The following is a 13,406-nucleotide window of genomic DNA, read 5'->3' on the forward strand; positions in this document are numbered from 1 at the left end:
CGGCCGGCAAACAGACTTACCAGCAGATGCCTTCGGTCCGGCCACTCGGGTTGGTGGCCTTGGACATGAAGCCGACCAGGTCGATGACCTGCTTGCCTTCCGGTACGTTTTCGGTCAGCGCGCGGAACTTCTCGTCGCGGTTGCCCAGGATGATGATGTCGGAGCTGTCGATCACCGAGTCGAAGTCGGCGTTGAGCAAGGACGAGACGTGAGGAATCTTCGACTCGATGTAGTCCTTGTTCGCACCGTGGACGCGGGCGTATTCGACGTTGCTGTCGTAGATCTTCAGGTCGAAGCCCTTGCCGATCAGCATTTCCGCCAGTTCTACCAACGGGCTTTCACGCAGGTCGTCGGTGCCGGCCTTGAAGCTCAGGCCCAGCAGCGCGACTTTGCGCTTGTCGTGGCTGGAAACGATGTCGAAGGCGTTCTGCACTTGGGATTCGTTACTGCGCATCAACGAGTTGAGCAGCGGTGCTTCCACGTCCAGGGCGCCGGCGCGGTAGGTCAGGGCACGAACGTCCTTGGGCAGGCAGGAGCCGCCGAAGGCGAAGCCTGGACGCATGTAGTACTGGGACAGGTTCAGGGTCTTGTCCTGGCAGACCACGTCCATCACTTCACGACCATCGACGCCGACGGCCTTGGCGATGTTGCCGATCTCGTTGGCAAAGGTCACCTTGGTGGCGTGCCACACGTTGCAGGTGTACTTGATCATCTCGGCAACGGCGATGTCCTTGCGGATGATCGGCGCGTCGAGTTCTTCGTACAGCGACTGCAGAACGTCGCCGGAAGCGGTGTCGAACTCACCGATCACGGTCATTGGCGGCTGGTCGTAGTCCTTGATCGCGGTGCTTTCGCGCAGGAATTCAGGGTTGACCGCGACACCGAAATCGACGCCGGCTTTCTTGCCGGAGCAGTCTTCCAGGATTGGGATGACAACGTTTGCCACCGTGCCCGGCAATACGGTGCTGCGAACCACGATGGTGTGGCGGGTGGTCTTGTCACGCAGGACAAAACCGATCTCGCGGCACACGGCCTCGATGTAGTTCAGTTCCAGGTCACCGTTCTTTTTGCTGGGTGTGCCGACGCAAATCATCGACAAGTCAGTATCACGAATGGCTTCGGCGAAGTTGGTTGTACCGCGCAGTCGGCCTGTTTGAATGCCTTGCGCCAATAGCTCGCCAAGACCAGGTTCAACGATCGGCGATTTGCCCGCGTTGATCATGTCGATTTTGTCTTTGGCGACATCTACGCCAACTACATCATGGCCCCGTGCAGACAGGCAACCGGCACATACTGCACCGACGTAACCCAAACCAAATATGCTAATGCGCATCGCATTTACCTCTGTTTTTCACGCCATTAAATGGCCGGAGTTAATAGTGTTCAGCGGTCATCGTGCACTCGGAAGTGTGGAATGCAGGCGCCACAGTGCCGTGTGCAGGCATACTAAGTTCCGAGTGTCTAAATAATTGCACTCAAGTTGTGCGCAAAGCGGCCTAGTTGTTATGACCTGCCCTGTTATGCAGCCAGTCCTCGTTGTCGGGAACGCTCGTGCAAAGGTCCTTCACTTCCAATCCCTGGCGAAAAGCCCACAAAATCAGAAGCTTGTGTGCTCGGGTGAGCACGTTATAGGGGCGCAGCCTTGGCCTTGTAGGGGATAGTAATGGTGCGTTATCTCCCATCCTTTAAGGGTGGATCCAATTAGACGACCGTTTCGCTAAGTTGTCGTGACAACTTGGTTAATCCGTTCGACGTCCTGTGTAAGTTATCTCCTACAGATCTGCGAAGAATCGTTACGGGTGGTATGAGCCGTGCGATTTCACATAGTTCCGATCCGCTCATCGCGATTTTCGAAATTTTTCGAAATATTATCGAAGATGGCACTGCTCTCAAGATGATGGCACTTGCCGTTTTGGCCTTTATAAATGGGGAGTTAATGAGCTGAGATATTTTTGTGCCACTACCGATGAAAAAAATCGGTGCCACTACGCAAAAAACTGACGAGTGTCGAGTGAAAGAAAAGTTAGCGGGGGAGCGGGGCGATTTATTGACGCCATGAAACTGGCGAAACAGGCGAGGAACTAAGATGACAGATCGGGGCTTGATCGAAGCCCCCGATCAGAGAACGATATAAGGGGGTGCCTTATTCGGGAGCGTGATCGCGCAGGAACACCAATTTGTTCTGGCTCGATTGCTCGGGGTTGAAACGATAGCCTTGCACGTCGAATTGGCTGAGTGCCGCAGGGTCGTTGATCCGTTCCTCGATCACGAAACGACTCATCAGGCCCCGGGCTTTCTTGGCGTAGAAGCTGATGATTTTGTACTGGCCGTTTTTCAGGTCGCGGAATTCGGTATCGATGACGCGCGCTTTCAGTGCGCTGCGCTTGACCGCCGAGAAGTACTCATTGGAAGCCAGGTTCAGCAGTATGTCGTCGCCCTGGTCGGCCAAGGCTTCGTTCAGCCATTCGCTGATGCGCGTGCCCCAGAAGGCATACAGGTCCTTGCCCCGGGCGTTGGCCAGCTTCGTGCCCATTTCCAGGCGATAGGGTTGCATCAGGTCCAGTGGCCGCAACAGGCCATAGAGGCCGGAGAGCATGCGCAAATGTTGCTGGGCATAGTCGAAATCGGCTTCGCCAAGGCTTTGCGCATCGAGGCCGGTATACACATCACCCTTGAAGGCCAGCAGCGCCTGCTTGGCGTTGGCCGGGGTGAACGCCGGTGTCCAGCTGCCGAATCGCGCGGCATTGAGGCCGCCGATCTTGTCGGAGACGTGCATCAGCTCGCTGATCTGTGCCGGCGAGAATTCGCGTAGCTGTTGGATCAGTTCCTGGGAGTGATCCAGGTACTGCGGCTGAGTGAAACGCGCGGTGGCCGGCGGTGTTTCGTAATCGAGGGTCTTGGCGGGGGAAATCACCATCAGCATGCAATCGTCTCCTTGAAGGTGCGGCGATTCTAGGGGGTTGTCCGGGTGGACTCCAGCTATTGGGGTGATAGGTGATGGATGGGCGTGTTTGGATGGTTGCTCTCCTGGGCAGGCGCTTTTGTGGCGAGGGAGCTTGCTCCCGCTCGGTTGCGCAGCGACCGCAAAAATTCTGGGGCCGCTTCGCAGCCCAGCGGGAGCAAGCTCCCTCGCCACAAGGGCTTGTCCGCCAAGTTTGCGCAAGGGGGACACGTCAGGATCAGCTATCATGCCGCGCGGGTTTCGTTATGGAGACATCCCTTTTGCGCATCGCCCTTCTGTTATCGGCCTGGTTGTTGAGCCTGGGTGCCAGTGCCGCGCCCAACGACGTCGCCACCCTGGACCGCAGCACCTGGCCGGAACAACTTACCAGCCCGACGCTGTTCGACGTGGCCTCGCGGGCCGAGATCCTGATGTTCGCCCGGGGCCTGCTGGATATCGATGCCATGGATGAAATCGCGCTCAAGCAGTACTTGGGGTTGCGCACGGTCAACATGGCTGCGGTCGACGCGCTTCGCGCACGGCTGTGGCAGCGGCTGCTGGCCAATTACAACTTTGCCCAGCGCAGTTGCGATCAGGATGCTTCTTTCTGTTATTTGGTCGAGGACATGGCCACCCTGCGCGAAGAGGCTCGCAGGTTCCATCTGGATGACAACTCCTACTACATCAAATGGGCGGCGCCGAGCCAGATTTTCCATACCCAATATCGCGATGAACTGCTGCGTAAAGCCGCGCTTTTTCCGCAAACCAGCAGTGAAGTCGCTCGTTTTGGCGACTACGAGCGCAATGGCGAGAACATGAACGATCGGCTGTTCCTGCTGACCTTCGACAGCGCCGCCAACGTGGTGCCGGACAACACCCCGTGGCTGACCGATTACCTGCGCAAAGCCAACATGAACGGCACTTTTTTCGTGCTGGGCAAGGACATCCAGGCGCGGCTGGAGGAACGCTCGGCCAACAGCCTCCAAATGTTGTATGCGGGGCAGTGCGTGGGTGTGCAGGGCTGGGAGTTTCGTTCCCACAGCCATTGGCAGGACTGGCAAGACTCGGTCCGGCGCAGTGTCGAGCTGGTAAAAGGCAAGTTGCCCGAGAATTACGTACCGCTGTTCCGTCCGCCCCAAGGCCAGCGTCGAGGCGATGCCGAAGGGTTTTTCCGGCAGCAGGGCCTGCAAGTGGCGCTGTGGGACATCGATCCCCAGGACAGCGGCAATCGGCTCAAGCCTGAGCAAAGCGCCCAGCGTGTACTGACCCTGATGCTGCTATGGCGTCACGGGGTGATCAATTTCAACGCCAAGCAGGATGGGGTGAAAACGGCAATGCCCTGGCTCATGGCGCAGACGGCGCAGAGCGGGATCGGTTGGGCGGACTGCCAGGAAGCGTTTCGCTGAAACCGGAAAAAGCCCGGAAACATTGGGGAGGGAGGAAAACCCGGGCCACATTCGTGACAACCGGACTTCCGACTTTAACGGCGCAATGACGGTACGCCAAGGGTTATTCGTCACTCTGAAAAATAAACTTCAAAAAAACGTCAAAGTGCTTTTTCCTGTCATGTGTTTTGGAGTATCAAGAAGTCAGACCGCCGAAACCTGCAACACAGGTGGCGTCTTCCAAGACCCAATTGTGTGCAGTTCACCTGAATCCTCGCGGGTGAATTCGGTGGCTACCTCGAGGCGCAGCACTGTCACGGTATTGCGTCGAATGGCCCCCACATAGGTGACCGAGTATGGATGACCACGGACGTAGCCCTTCCTCCAACCAGCCAATCCTCTATGTACTCGATACCAACGTATTGATCCACGATCCAAACGCGCTCCTGAACTTCGAAGAACACCACGTTGCCCTCCCGATGACCGTGCTTGAAGAGCTGGACAAGCTCAAGAGCGGGCACCACAGCGTTGCGGCCGAATGCCGGCAGGCGATCCGCCTGATCGACAAGACCCTGGGCGATGCATCCCCGGAAGATGTCGAACTCGGCGTGCCGATCCAGCGTGGAAAAAGTGGCCCCAAGGGCCTGCTCTCGATCCTGATGAGCAAGCGCACCGAACCCAACCTGGTGCTGCCTGAACACCTGAACGACAACATCATCATCAACCAGTTGATCGACCTGCACGCGCGCAACAAGGACCAGGCCGTGGTGTTGGTGACCAAAGACATCAACATGCGCCTCAAGGCACGCGCCTGCGGGATCGCGGCGGAGGACTACAGCACCGACCAACTGGTCGACGACGTTTCGCTCTTGCCCAATGGCTACCACAACATGACCGGTTCCTTCTGGGACCGTGTGAGCAAGGTCGAGACCCGCCAGGACCATGGCCGCACCTGGCACCAGGTGCAACTGATCGACAACCTGCCGGCGGTGCACATCAACGAATTCATCATCGACGAACAAGGCTTCGTCGGCTGGATCAAGGAAATCCAGGTCGACAAATTGCTGATCCTGGATTTGCACCAGGAACCGCTTTTGCATCAAGAGGCGTGGGGCCTCAAGCCTCGTGACATCTACCAGAGCCTGGCGCTGTTCGCCTTGCTCGATCCGGATATCCACCTGGTCAACCTGTCCGGCGCCGCCGGTTCCGGCAAGACCATCCTGGCCCTGGCCGCCGCTATCGAGCAGACCATGGTCAGCAAACGCTACCGGCGCATCATCGCCACCCGCAGCGTGCAGGGCCTGGACCAGGAGATCGGTTTCCTGCCCGGTACCGAAGCGGAGAAAATGGAGCCGTGGCTGGGGGCGATCACCGATAACCTCGAAGCCTTGCACATGGATGATGAAAGCACCCATGGCAGCGTCGACTACATCCTCAGCAAAGTGCCGTTGCAGTTCAAATCCCTCAACTACATTCGCGGGCGCAGCTTCCAGCAGAGCCTGATCCTGATCGACGAATGCCAGAACCTGACCCCGCACCAGATGAAAACCATCATCACCCGTGCCGGTGCCGGTTCCAAAGTGGTGTGCCTGGGTAACCTGGCGCAGATCGACACCCCGTACCTGTCCGCGACCAGCTCCGGGCTGACCTACCTGACCGAACGTTTCAAGGACTTCCCCAACGGGGTCCACATCACCCTGCAGGGCGTACCGCGCTCAATCCTGGCCGAATACGCCGAATCCCATCTGTAACTAATCATAAAAACCGGGCGACCTCACCGTCGTCCGGTTTTTTAATGCCTGACACATAACCCCCTTGTGGGAGCGGGCTTGCTCGCGAAGGCGGTGCACCAGTTGACCTATATGTTGCCTGACACACCGCCTTCGCGAGCAAGCCCGCTCCCACAGATGGGATTTGCAGTGTTTGGGAAATAACAGTCATCACAAGGTGCGACAATCAGCCCTGCCGGAATCTGACCCACGGGTTTACAATCGACGTTCCTGATCAGGAGTAACCCTGTGCTGACTCATCTCGATTCCCAAGGTCGCGCCAATATGGTTGACGTGACCGACAAGGCCGTGACTTTCCGTGAGGCCACGGCCGAAGCTTTTGTGCGCATGCTGCCCGACACGCTGCAGATGATCGTCAGCGGCGGTCATCCCAAGGGCGATGTATTCGCCGTTGCGCGCATTGCCGGCATCCAGGCGGCCAAGAAAACCAGTGACCTGATTCCGCTCTGCCACCCGTTGATGCTCACCAGCGTCAAGGTCGAACTCAATGCCGAAGGCGAGGATCGGGTGCGCATCGTCGCCCGCTGCAAACTGTCGGGACAGACCGGCGTGGAAATGGAAGCGCTCACCGCCGCCACCGTCGCTGCGCTGACCATCTATGACATGTGCAAGGCCGTCGACCGGGGCATGACCATCGAAGGCGTGCGGGTGCTGGAAAAGCTCGGCGGCAAGAGCGGCCATTTCCAGGCGGATGCGTCATGAACATCACCGTGAAGTTCTTTGCTCGCTACCGTGAAGCGCTAGGCGTGGACTCGGTAAAGGTGGAAGGCGATTTCGCCACGGTCGACGATGTGCGCGCATTGCTCGCCCAGCGGGACGGTGCCGAGGTGCTGAAAGAGCAAAACCTGATGTGCGCGCGCAATGAAGATCTGTGCCAGCTCGACGAACCATTGGCGGACGGTGACGAAGTTGCGTTCTTCCCCACCGTGACCGGAGGCTGAACCATGGCGATTCGTGTGCAGGTCGAACCGTTCGACCCGGGTGTTGAAGTCAACGCGATGCATGCGGCCAATGTCGGCGTGGGGGCGGTGGTGAGCTTTGTCGGCTACGTGCGCGACTTCAATGACGGCCTCGATGTGTCAGGGATGTTCCTGGAGCATTACCCGGGCATGACCGAAAAAGCCCTGGGCAAGATTGCCACCGAGGCCGAGCAGCGCTGGCCGTTGCTCAAGCTAGAGGTGTTGCACCGTATCGGGGCGCTGGAGCCGGGTGAGCCGATCGTTTTTGTCGGCGCCGCCAGTGCCCATCGCCAGGCGGCGTTCGACGCCTGCGCCTTTGTCATGGACTACCTCAAGACCCGCGCGCCGTTCTGGAAGAAGGAAAACACCGTCGACGGGCCGCGCTGGGTGGAAGGGCGGGACAGTGATCATGCGGCGGCGGATCGCTGGAAGCAGTGAGTAGCCTGAGAGTCCGCTATCGTCGGATCGCCGCCCGGAGCAGGCTCGCTCCCACATTTGATCTGTGTGGAACACAAATGTCGTGTATGACACGGATTCCCTGTGGGAGCGAGCCTGCTCGCGAAGGGGCCATCAGCCTCCCATCACATTCCCTGTTTCCCCCAATTGACGATATGTACATTAAAGTCCACTATGGATTTATAAGTACAAAACAGTCGCGCCCACCTTTCTCTGCCAAACCAACAACAACCGCGAGAGAACATCATGAGCAAACTCCCCCTCATCACCGGCCTGGCCTTGAGCCTGTTGGCCTCCAGCGGCCTGTTCGCCGCTGAGAAAACCCTGCGCATCGGCATCGAGGCGGCTTATCCGCCGTTTGCTTCCAAGACCTCGGAAGGCAAGATCGAAGGTTTCGATTACGACATCGGCAACGCCTTGTGCACCCAGATGCAGGTCAAGTGCGAGTGGATCGAGGGTGAGTTCGACGGGCTGATCCCGTCGCTCAAGGTGAAGAAGATCGACCTGGCGCTGTCGTCCATGACCATCACCGAAGAGCGCAAGAAGTCGGTGGATTTCACCCACAAGTACTATTTCACTTCATCGCGGCTGGTGATGAAGGAAGGCGCTGTGGTCGATGACCAGTACGCCAGCCTCAAGGGCAAGACCGTGGGCGTGCAACGGGCGACCACCACGGATCGCTACGCCACTGAAGTGCTCGAACCCAAGGGCGTGGTCGTCAAGCGCTACAGCAACAACGAAGAAATCTACATGGACCTGGCGTCCGGTCGCCTGGACGCGATTTTCGCCGACACCATCCCGCTGGAAGACTTCCTGTCGATGCCTCGTGGCAAGGGCTACGCGTTCGTCGGGCCGGAGCTCAAGGACCCGAAATACGTGGGAGAGGGCGCTGGTATCGCAGTGCGCAAAGGCAATACCCAGTTGGTGGCGGACTTGAACAAGGCCATCGATGGGATTCGGGCGAATGGGGAGTATCAGAAGATCCAGGCCAAGTATTTCAAGTCTGATATCTACGGCGACTGATCAATCGCCTTCGCGAGCAAGCCCGCTCCCACATGGATCTTCGTCGGACATAAATCTCGTGTTCAACGCAAATCCCTTGTGGGAGCGGGCTTGCTCGCGAAGGCGTCAGTAAGGCATCAAAGGTCTCAGCCCTTCAACTCCTTCAAATGCTTGTACACCGTCGCCCGCCCCATGTTCAGCACATTCGCCACATAGTTGGACGCACTCTTGCCCTTGAACGCGCCTTCGGCATGCAGCGCCAATACCAGCTCGCGTTTGTGGTCGCGGGTCAACAGGTTCAAGCTCAGTTGACGCTCGCGCATCCAGGCGTGCAGGAAGGTGTTGATCCGCTCCTGCCAGTCATCGCGAAACAGTGAATCCGGCTGGGGGATCAGCTTTCCCGGCGACAGGAACAGATCCAGCGCGGCCTTGGCATTCTCGAACAGCGAAATATTCAGGTTGATGCACAGCACCGCCAACGGACGACCCTGGGCATCGCGCAGGACGCTGCTGAGGCTGCGAATCTTCTGTCCGTCCCAGTTCAGTTTTTCATACGGCCCGATGTTACGTTCGCTGACGTCCTCACTGAGCATGTCTTCCAGGGACGAGTCATCACCGATTTCGCGCTTGGACAGGTTATTGGCGATGTAGTCGACCTTCTGGGTGCGCAGGTCGTGCAGCACCACTTCGGCGTGGGGGTAGAACAGCGTGGCGATGGCGTCGGCGATGGTGCGGAAGTTTTCCAGCGCCGTATCGGAGGGCGAAGCAGTCATGACAGGGCTCCAGGCAGCGTCAGCGCCCCGTGGAACAGGGGCGCGGGGGGAGTGTGCCGCAATCGTGGCGATGCGTCACCTGAGTGGGTTCATCCCAAGCGCTCGGGAGAGAGCATGGCGCTGCTCAGGCCGAAACGCGCCAGGGCTTCGGGCAGCGGTTCGCCACGCACCAGCGCCGCGCTGGCCTGGCCCATGGCCGGGGAGGTCTGGATGCCGTAGCCGCCCTGTGCCGCGACCCAGAACAGCCCGGGCACCTGTGGATCGAAACCGGACAGCAGATCACCGTCGTGGACGAAACTGCGCAACCCGGCCCAGGTGCGGGTCGGACGGCGAATGGTCAGGGTGGTGGCCTCTTCGATCTGGTAGATGCCCATGGCGATGTCCAGCTCCTCCGGCTGCACGTCGTGGGGTTCCACCGGGTCGGCGTTGGCCGGCGAGCCGAGGAACATGCCGGCGTCGGGCTTCATATAGAAGGATTCGTCGAGGCTCACCAGCATTGGCCAGTCGTGGATATCCACGCCCTCGGGGCCGGCGAAGATGAACGCCGCGCGGCGCTTGGGTTGCAGGCCCAGTTTGCGGGCGCCGGCCATTTCGGCCAGTTGATCGGCCCAGGCGCCGGCGGCATTGATCACGATGGGGGCGGTGAAGGTCTGGCTGGCGGTTTTCACCTGCCAAAGTCCTTGGTCATCGCGGCCCAGGCCCAACACTTCGCTGTCGGTGTGCACACTGCCGCCGCTGCGACGGATGCCACGCAGGTAGCCTTGGTGCAGGGCATCCGTATCGATGTCGCAGGCCGTGGGGTCATAGATCGCCCCGTGGACCTTTTCCCGCCGCAGGATCGGCAGCCTCACGCAAGCTTCGTCGGCGCTGAGCAGTTGCATCTGCGGCACCGTGGCCTTGGCGCTCAGGTATTGGTTGTTCAGCTCGGCGGGGTCACCGGTGAAGTCCACGGTCATTTCGCCCCGTGGGCTCAGCAGCGGGTGCTCGCAGAAACCGGCCGGTGGTGCGTCGAAAAAATCCCGGCTGGCCTGGGTCAGCGCCCGCACCTGAGGGGTGCCGTAGGCCGCGGTGTACAGCGCCGCCGAGCGTCCGGTGGAATGGTAGGCCGGGTGCGATTCGCGTTCGAGTACAACGACCCGGCCGTGGGGTGCCAGCCAGTAACCGGTGGAAGCACCGGCAATGCCGCCGCCGATGATGATGAAGTCTGCTTGTGTCATGAAACGCTCCTGTCGAGCACATTGCCGGGAGTTCGCGGAACCTGTGGGAGCGGGCTTGCTCGCGAAAGCGGCGTGTCTGCCACATCAATGTTGAATGTGCTGCCGCCTTCGCGAGCAAGCCCGCTCCCACAGGGAATCGAGTTGTGTCAGTGGTGGTGCAACCGATACAGCGCATTCGCCAACGCAACATCCTCCAGCCCCAGGCCGATGGAGCGGAAGAATACGTGGCGGTGGTAGTCAGGACGCTCCACGTGTTCGCTGAGCAATTCAGGTAAGTCACCGATGATGCTCGACGCTTGCCAGCCGTGCTGTTCGCTGGCGATCAACATTTCACCGGCCGAACCCGGGGTGGTCTGACGATAGTCGCAGAATACGTCCATGTCATTGAGGCGCTGGGGCGGTATTTCGTGGGCGCGTGGGGCGTTGGTGCTGATCGATGTAATCAACGCCGGCTTGCCCAGAGCCTGGGGGTCGAACACCGCTTTGGCGGACGAGGTGCAGAGCATCACCACATCGGCATCGTGCAGCGCCGCTTCGAGGGTGTCGGCGATTTGCAGGCGCGGGTCCAGGCCGGTGAGCGAGGCAAGTTCCTGTGCCGACTTGGTTTTCAGGCCGGGCGAAAACAGGCTGATGCCTTGCCAGTCCCGCAGGTCCTTGACGTAGTGCACGTGCGCCTGGGCCACCGCGCCACTGCCGATGACCGCCAGGCGCCGGGCGGTATGCGGAGCGAGGGCATCGACGGCGACGGCAGTGGTGGCGGCGGTGCGGGCGGTGGTCAGCTCGGCGGCATCGCACAGCAGCAGCGGCTGGCCGGTCTGCATCGACATCAGCAAGGTCCAGGCGGTGACCAGTGGGCCTTGCTCGCGCACGATATAAGGCGAGGTCTTGATGCCGTAGACCTGCTCCTCAGCCAGCACACCCAGGTAGTTGATGAAGTCCCCGGCGCCTTGGGGAAATACCACCAACTGCTGGGGTGGCTGCACCGCTTGCCCGGCTGCGAGATCACGAAACAGCTTGCGCAGGATCTGCAGCACGTCGATTTGCCCGAGCAGTTCGTGGGCCTGGGTTCGGGTCATGATATAAGGCGTGCTGGGCATGGGGGGCTCCGGGGTACTCAGATAAACTAATTTATCTATTATGGACAAATTAGTTTAGCTGAGCAATTCCCGGGATGGAAAGGAACCTATTTCTCACCCGGGCTGATAGAAGGCATTGTCAACGGTGTATCCGCGACCCCTTCCCTCGATATCGATGTTTCAGGACTTTTCGTCGGATCGAGCATTTTTTCCTGGGTTATAAAACCGAGCCATATCGACCGTGGCGGGAGCCACCAGTTGAGCCCCCAACCCCTCTCGAGCTGCGTTGGTTAAAAGACCGTTGTCGCTGTCGATCATCCAGAGGAATAGACCACCCAAATTATTGTCCTTGACGTATCTGGCTTTCTCCAACACGGTACGTGGTGTCTCAATTGACATGAATACTCCCGTTTGATCGTTATAAAGAAACTCGGCTTTGCATTGCGCGTCACGATGAAGTTCGAAGCCGTTGATACCTTCCAAATCCTCATCCAAGTACAGACGAAGTAGATCGGGCCATTCGGTTAAAGCTGCTTCAAAAGAACCAACGGTATTATCTTCGTTTGGTTGCCGGGGTTCATAACGGCCGGTTAGAGGTGAAGTGCGTTCGATCTCGGCTCGTTGGGCATTGCGCGTATAACTGGCGAATCCGATATTAATCATTTTTGAATCGATACCAAGCCCGATCAAGTAACTTACCGCATCGTTGGCCGAGTTTAATGGGGGGGTAAACCCTGTAAGGGGGCGAAACAAATTGGTATGATGCATCAGCCTGTCTGCCCAGGGCGACCCGAAAAAGTCATAGGTCATGACATTAAGTCCTTCGACGCCAGCCTCGATAAGTTTTGGGATGTTGGCCTGTTCAAGTTTTTCCGGGACGGCGATGGTGGCGATGCTGATCTTGACGTTGGGCAACGCGTCCTTGATTGCTCTAATGAGCAATGCGTAGTTGTCGGCATCTTCTGGTCCGTAATCGTTGCCGGGCGCTCCTTCGACACCGGGATACTCCCAGTCCAGATCCAACTCGGTAAACATCGGAAATTTAATCACGATGTTTTTTAAACTTTCCGCCAGTTTTTCTCGGGCGATGGGCTCTTTCGCTATATGGTGAAAAGCCTGGCTCATGGTCCAGCCACCCAGACTCATGCCAATGGTCATGCTCGGTGATTGCCGGTGCAACTTGACCAGCGCGCCCAGTACCCCCTGGGCCCTGTTAGCATCAAACAGCATTGGATAATCATTGCTAATCCAACTGTTGAAGCCGCAGTTGACGTAGGCAGCGACATCGCCCCATGGGTCGGTGAACGTGGCGCGACCACGCTGTGCGGGTAAGTCTCCCGGACTGGAGGCTATCTTGAAGTCGAGTGCCGCCGCGTTGATAGTGTCTTCATTGGCGCCTTGATCGCCAATGATTGCGGTAAAACCTACAATGATCTTGTCATACAGCGGGGGACTTCCATTGGGAGTTAGCAAACGCATGATGTCGGTGCCACGGCCACCTATGCGATAGTCTACATTTTGATCGTCAAAGTTTTCTCCATAACGACCGTCATATATGCCCCAGTCTGAAAGATAGCCAAATACCTTATAACCTGGTGTGGGTTGATAGCGGTTGTACATATATCTGGCGACTCTACCGGGGGTGTAGGTAAGTCCCGTATCGGCCGTGGCCGGATCGAAACTATTTGCTGTGTAGGTTTTCTCTGCTGCGCCTCTTCCGGCATGAAGATTTCCCGCCGCAGTTCCAGGGTCGGGAACAATAACCAAGTTGCTTTCTTTGAGTATTTTATCGGTCATGATTATCTGC

General features: G+C 58.4%; 12 protein-coding genes. 6 read left to right on the top strand and 6 right to left on the bottom strand.

The genetic code is table 11. From position 1 onward, the window contains the following. Positions 1-16 precede the first annotated feature (16 nt). Both J3P88_RS06180 and yaaA read right to left on the bottom strand, forming a co-directional pair. The gene (locus tag J3P88_RS06180) at positions 17-1,333 is read right to left on the bottom strand and encodes a nucleotide sugar dehydrogenase (RefSeq protein ID WP_053124910.1); all 1,317 of its coding nucleotides are present in this window, start codon (positions 1,331-1,333) and stop codon (positions 17-19) included. A gap of 810 nt (positions 1,334-2,143) precedes the next feature. After that, positions 2,144-2,923: a peroxide stress protein YaaA gene (gene yaaA / locus J3P88_RS06185; protein ID WP_434574435.1), complete on the bottom strand. Its 780-nt coding sequence runs from the start codon at positions 2,921-2,923 to the stop codon at positions 2,144-2,146. A gap of 299 nt (positions 2,924-3,222) precedes the next feature. On the opposite strand from yaaA, the gene J3P88_RS06190 reads away from it, so the two are divergent. The 6 genes from J3P88_RS06190 (at position 3,223) to J3P88_RS06215 (ending at position 8,554) form a co-directional block, all read left to right on the top strand. After that, complete coding sequence (locus J3P88_RS06190; RefSeq protein ID WP_250962857.1) at positions 3,223-4,347, top strand: polysaccharide deacetylase family protein; 1,125 nt, start codon at positions 3,223-3,225, stop codon at positions 4,345-4,347. A 335-nt stretch (positions 4,348-4,682) separates the two neighbouring features. Continuing rightward, positions 4,683-6,077 (top strand): PhoH family protein, encoded by a 1,395-nt coding sequence (locus tag J3P88_RS06195; protein WP_186705150.1) that lies wholly within the window; start codon positions 4,683-4,685, stop codon positions 6,075-6,077. 267 nt (positions 6,078-6,344) lie between these two features. Next, complete coding sequence (gene moaC, locus J3P88_RS06200) at positions 6,345-6,818, top strand: cyclic pyranopterin monophosphate synthase MoaC (RefSeq protein WP_434574436.1); 474 nt, start codon at positions 6,345-6,347, stop codon at positions 6,816-6,818. Next, entirely contained in the window at positions 6,815-7,057 is a 243-nt protein-coding gene (moaD, locus tag J3P88_RS06205; RefSeq protein WP_186705151.1) for a molybdopterin converting factor subunit 1, read from the top strand. Before moaC ends, moaD begins: the two co-directional genes overlap by 4 nt. A gap of 3 nt (positions 7,058-7,060) precedes the next feature. Beyond that, positions 7,061-7,513, top strand: coding sequence for a molybdopterin synthase catalytic subunit MoaE (gene moaE, locus J3P88_RS06210; RefSeq protein ID WP_053124900.1), 453 nt, complete (start codon positions 7,061-7,063; stop codon positions 7,511-7,513). A 264-nt stretch (positions 7,514-7,777) separates the two neighbouring features. Beyond that, on the top strand, positions 7,778-8,554 hold the full coding sequence (locus J3P88_RS06215; RefSeq protein WP_434574437.1) for an ABC transporter substrate-binding protein: 777 nt from the start codon (positions 7,778-7,780) through the stop codon (positions 8,552-8,554). A 125-nt stretch (positions 8,555-8,679) separates the two neighbouring features. Here the strand turns inward: J3P88_RS06215 and J3P88_RS06220 are convergent, their stop codons facing one another. From J3P88_RS06220 to J3P88_RS06235, 4 genes are all read right to left on the bottom strand, one after another. Beyond that, complete coding sequence (locus tag J3P88_RS06220) at positions 8,680-9,306, bottom strand: helix-turn-helix transcriptional regulator (protein ID WP_186705153.1); 627 nt, start codon at positions 9,304-9,306, stop codon at positions 8,680-8,682. 89 nt (positions 9,307-9,395) lie between these two features. Further along, complete coding sequence (locus J3P88_RS06225; protein WP_434574438.1) at positions 9,396-10,523, bottom strand: NAD(P)/FAD-dependent oxidoreductase; 1,128 nt, start codon at positions 10,521-10,523, stop codon at positions 9,396-9,398. A 146-nt stretch (positions 10,524-10,669) separates the two neighbouring features. After that, the gene (locus J3P88_RS06230) at positions 10,670-11,620 is read right to left on the bottom strand and encodes an ornithine cyclodeaminase family protein (protein WP_434574439.1); all 951 of its coding nucleotides are present in this window, start codon (positions 11,618-11,620) and stop codon (positions 10,670-10,672) included. Positions 11,621-11,779: 159 nt separating this feature from the next. After that, complete coding sequence (locus tag J3P88_RS06235; RefSeq protein WP_434574440.1) at positions 11,780-13,396, bottom strand: glycosyl hydrolase family 18 protein; 1,617 nt, start codon at positions 13,394-13,396, stop codon at positions 11,780-11,782. Positions 13,397-13,406: the final 10 nt, after the last annotated feature.

It is taken from the genome of Pseudomonas sp. Z3-6 (assembly GCF_051131985.1).
Lineage (GTDB): Bacteria > Pseudomonadota > Gammaproteobacteria > Pseudomonadales > Pseudomonadaceae > Aquipseudomonas > Aquipseudomonas zanjanensis.

What these genes read in the sequence shown, in the direction of transcription:
- J3P88_RS06180 (WP_053124910.1), bottom strand. Translation starts at nt 1,333, where the DNA reads ATGCGCATTAGCATATTTGGTTTGGGTTACGTCGGTGCAGTATGTGCC.
- J3P88_RS06235 (WP_434574440.1), bottom strand. Translation starts at nt 13,396, where the DNA reads ATGACCGATAAAATACTCAAAGAAAGCAACTTGGTTATTGTTCCCGAC.
- moaD (WP_186705151.1), top strand. Translation starts at nt 6,815, where the DNA reads ATGAACATCACCGTGAAGTTCTTTGCTCGCTACCGTGAAGCGCTAGGC.
- J3P88_RS06195 (WP_186705150.1), top strand. Translation starts at nt 4,683, where the DNA reads ATGGATGACCACGGACGTAGCCCTTCCTCCAACCAGCCAATCCTCTAT.
- J3P88_RS06225 (WP_434574438.1), bottom strand. Translation starts at nt 10,523, where the DNA reads ATGACACAAGCAGACTTCATCATCATCGGCGGCGGCATTGCCGGTGCT.
- J3P88_RS06215 (WP_434574437.1), top strand. Translation starts at nt 7,778, where the DNA reads ATGAGCAAACTCCCCCTCATCACCGGCCTGGCCTTGAGCCTGTTGGCC.
- J3P88_RS06220 (WP_186705153.1), bottom strand. Translation starts at nt 9,306, where the DNA reads ATGACTGCTTCGCCCTCCGATACGGCGCTGGAAAACTTCCGCACCATC.
- yaaA (WP_434574435.1), bottom strand. Translation starts at nt 2,923, where the DNA reads ATGCTGATGGTGATTTCCCCCGCCAAGACCCTCGATTACGAAACACCG.
- moaE (WP_053124900.1), top strand. Translation starts at nt 7,061, where the DNA reads ATGGCGATTCGTGTGCAGGTCGAACCGTTCGACCCGGGTGTTGAAGTC.
- J3P88_RS06230 (WP_434574439.1), bottom strand. Translation starts at nt 11,620, where the DNA reads ATGCCCAGCACGCCTTATATCATGACCCGAACCCAGGCCCACGAACTG.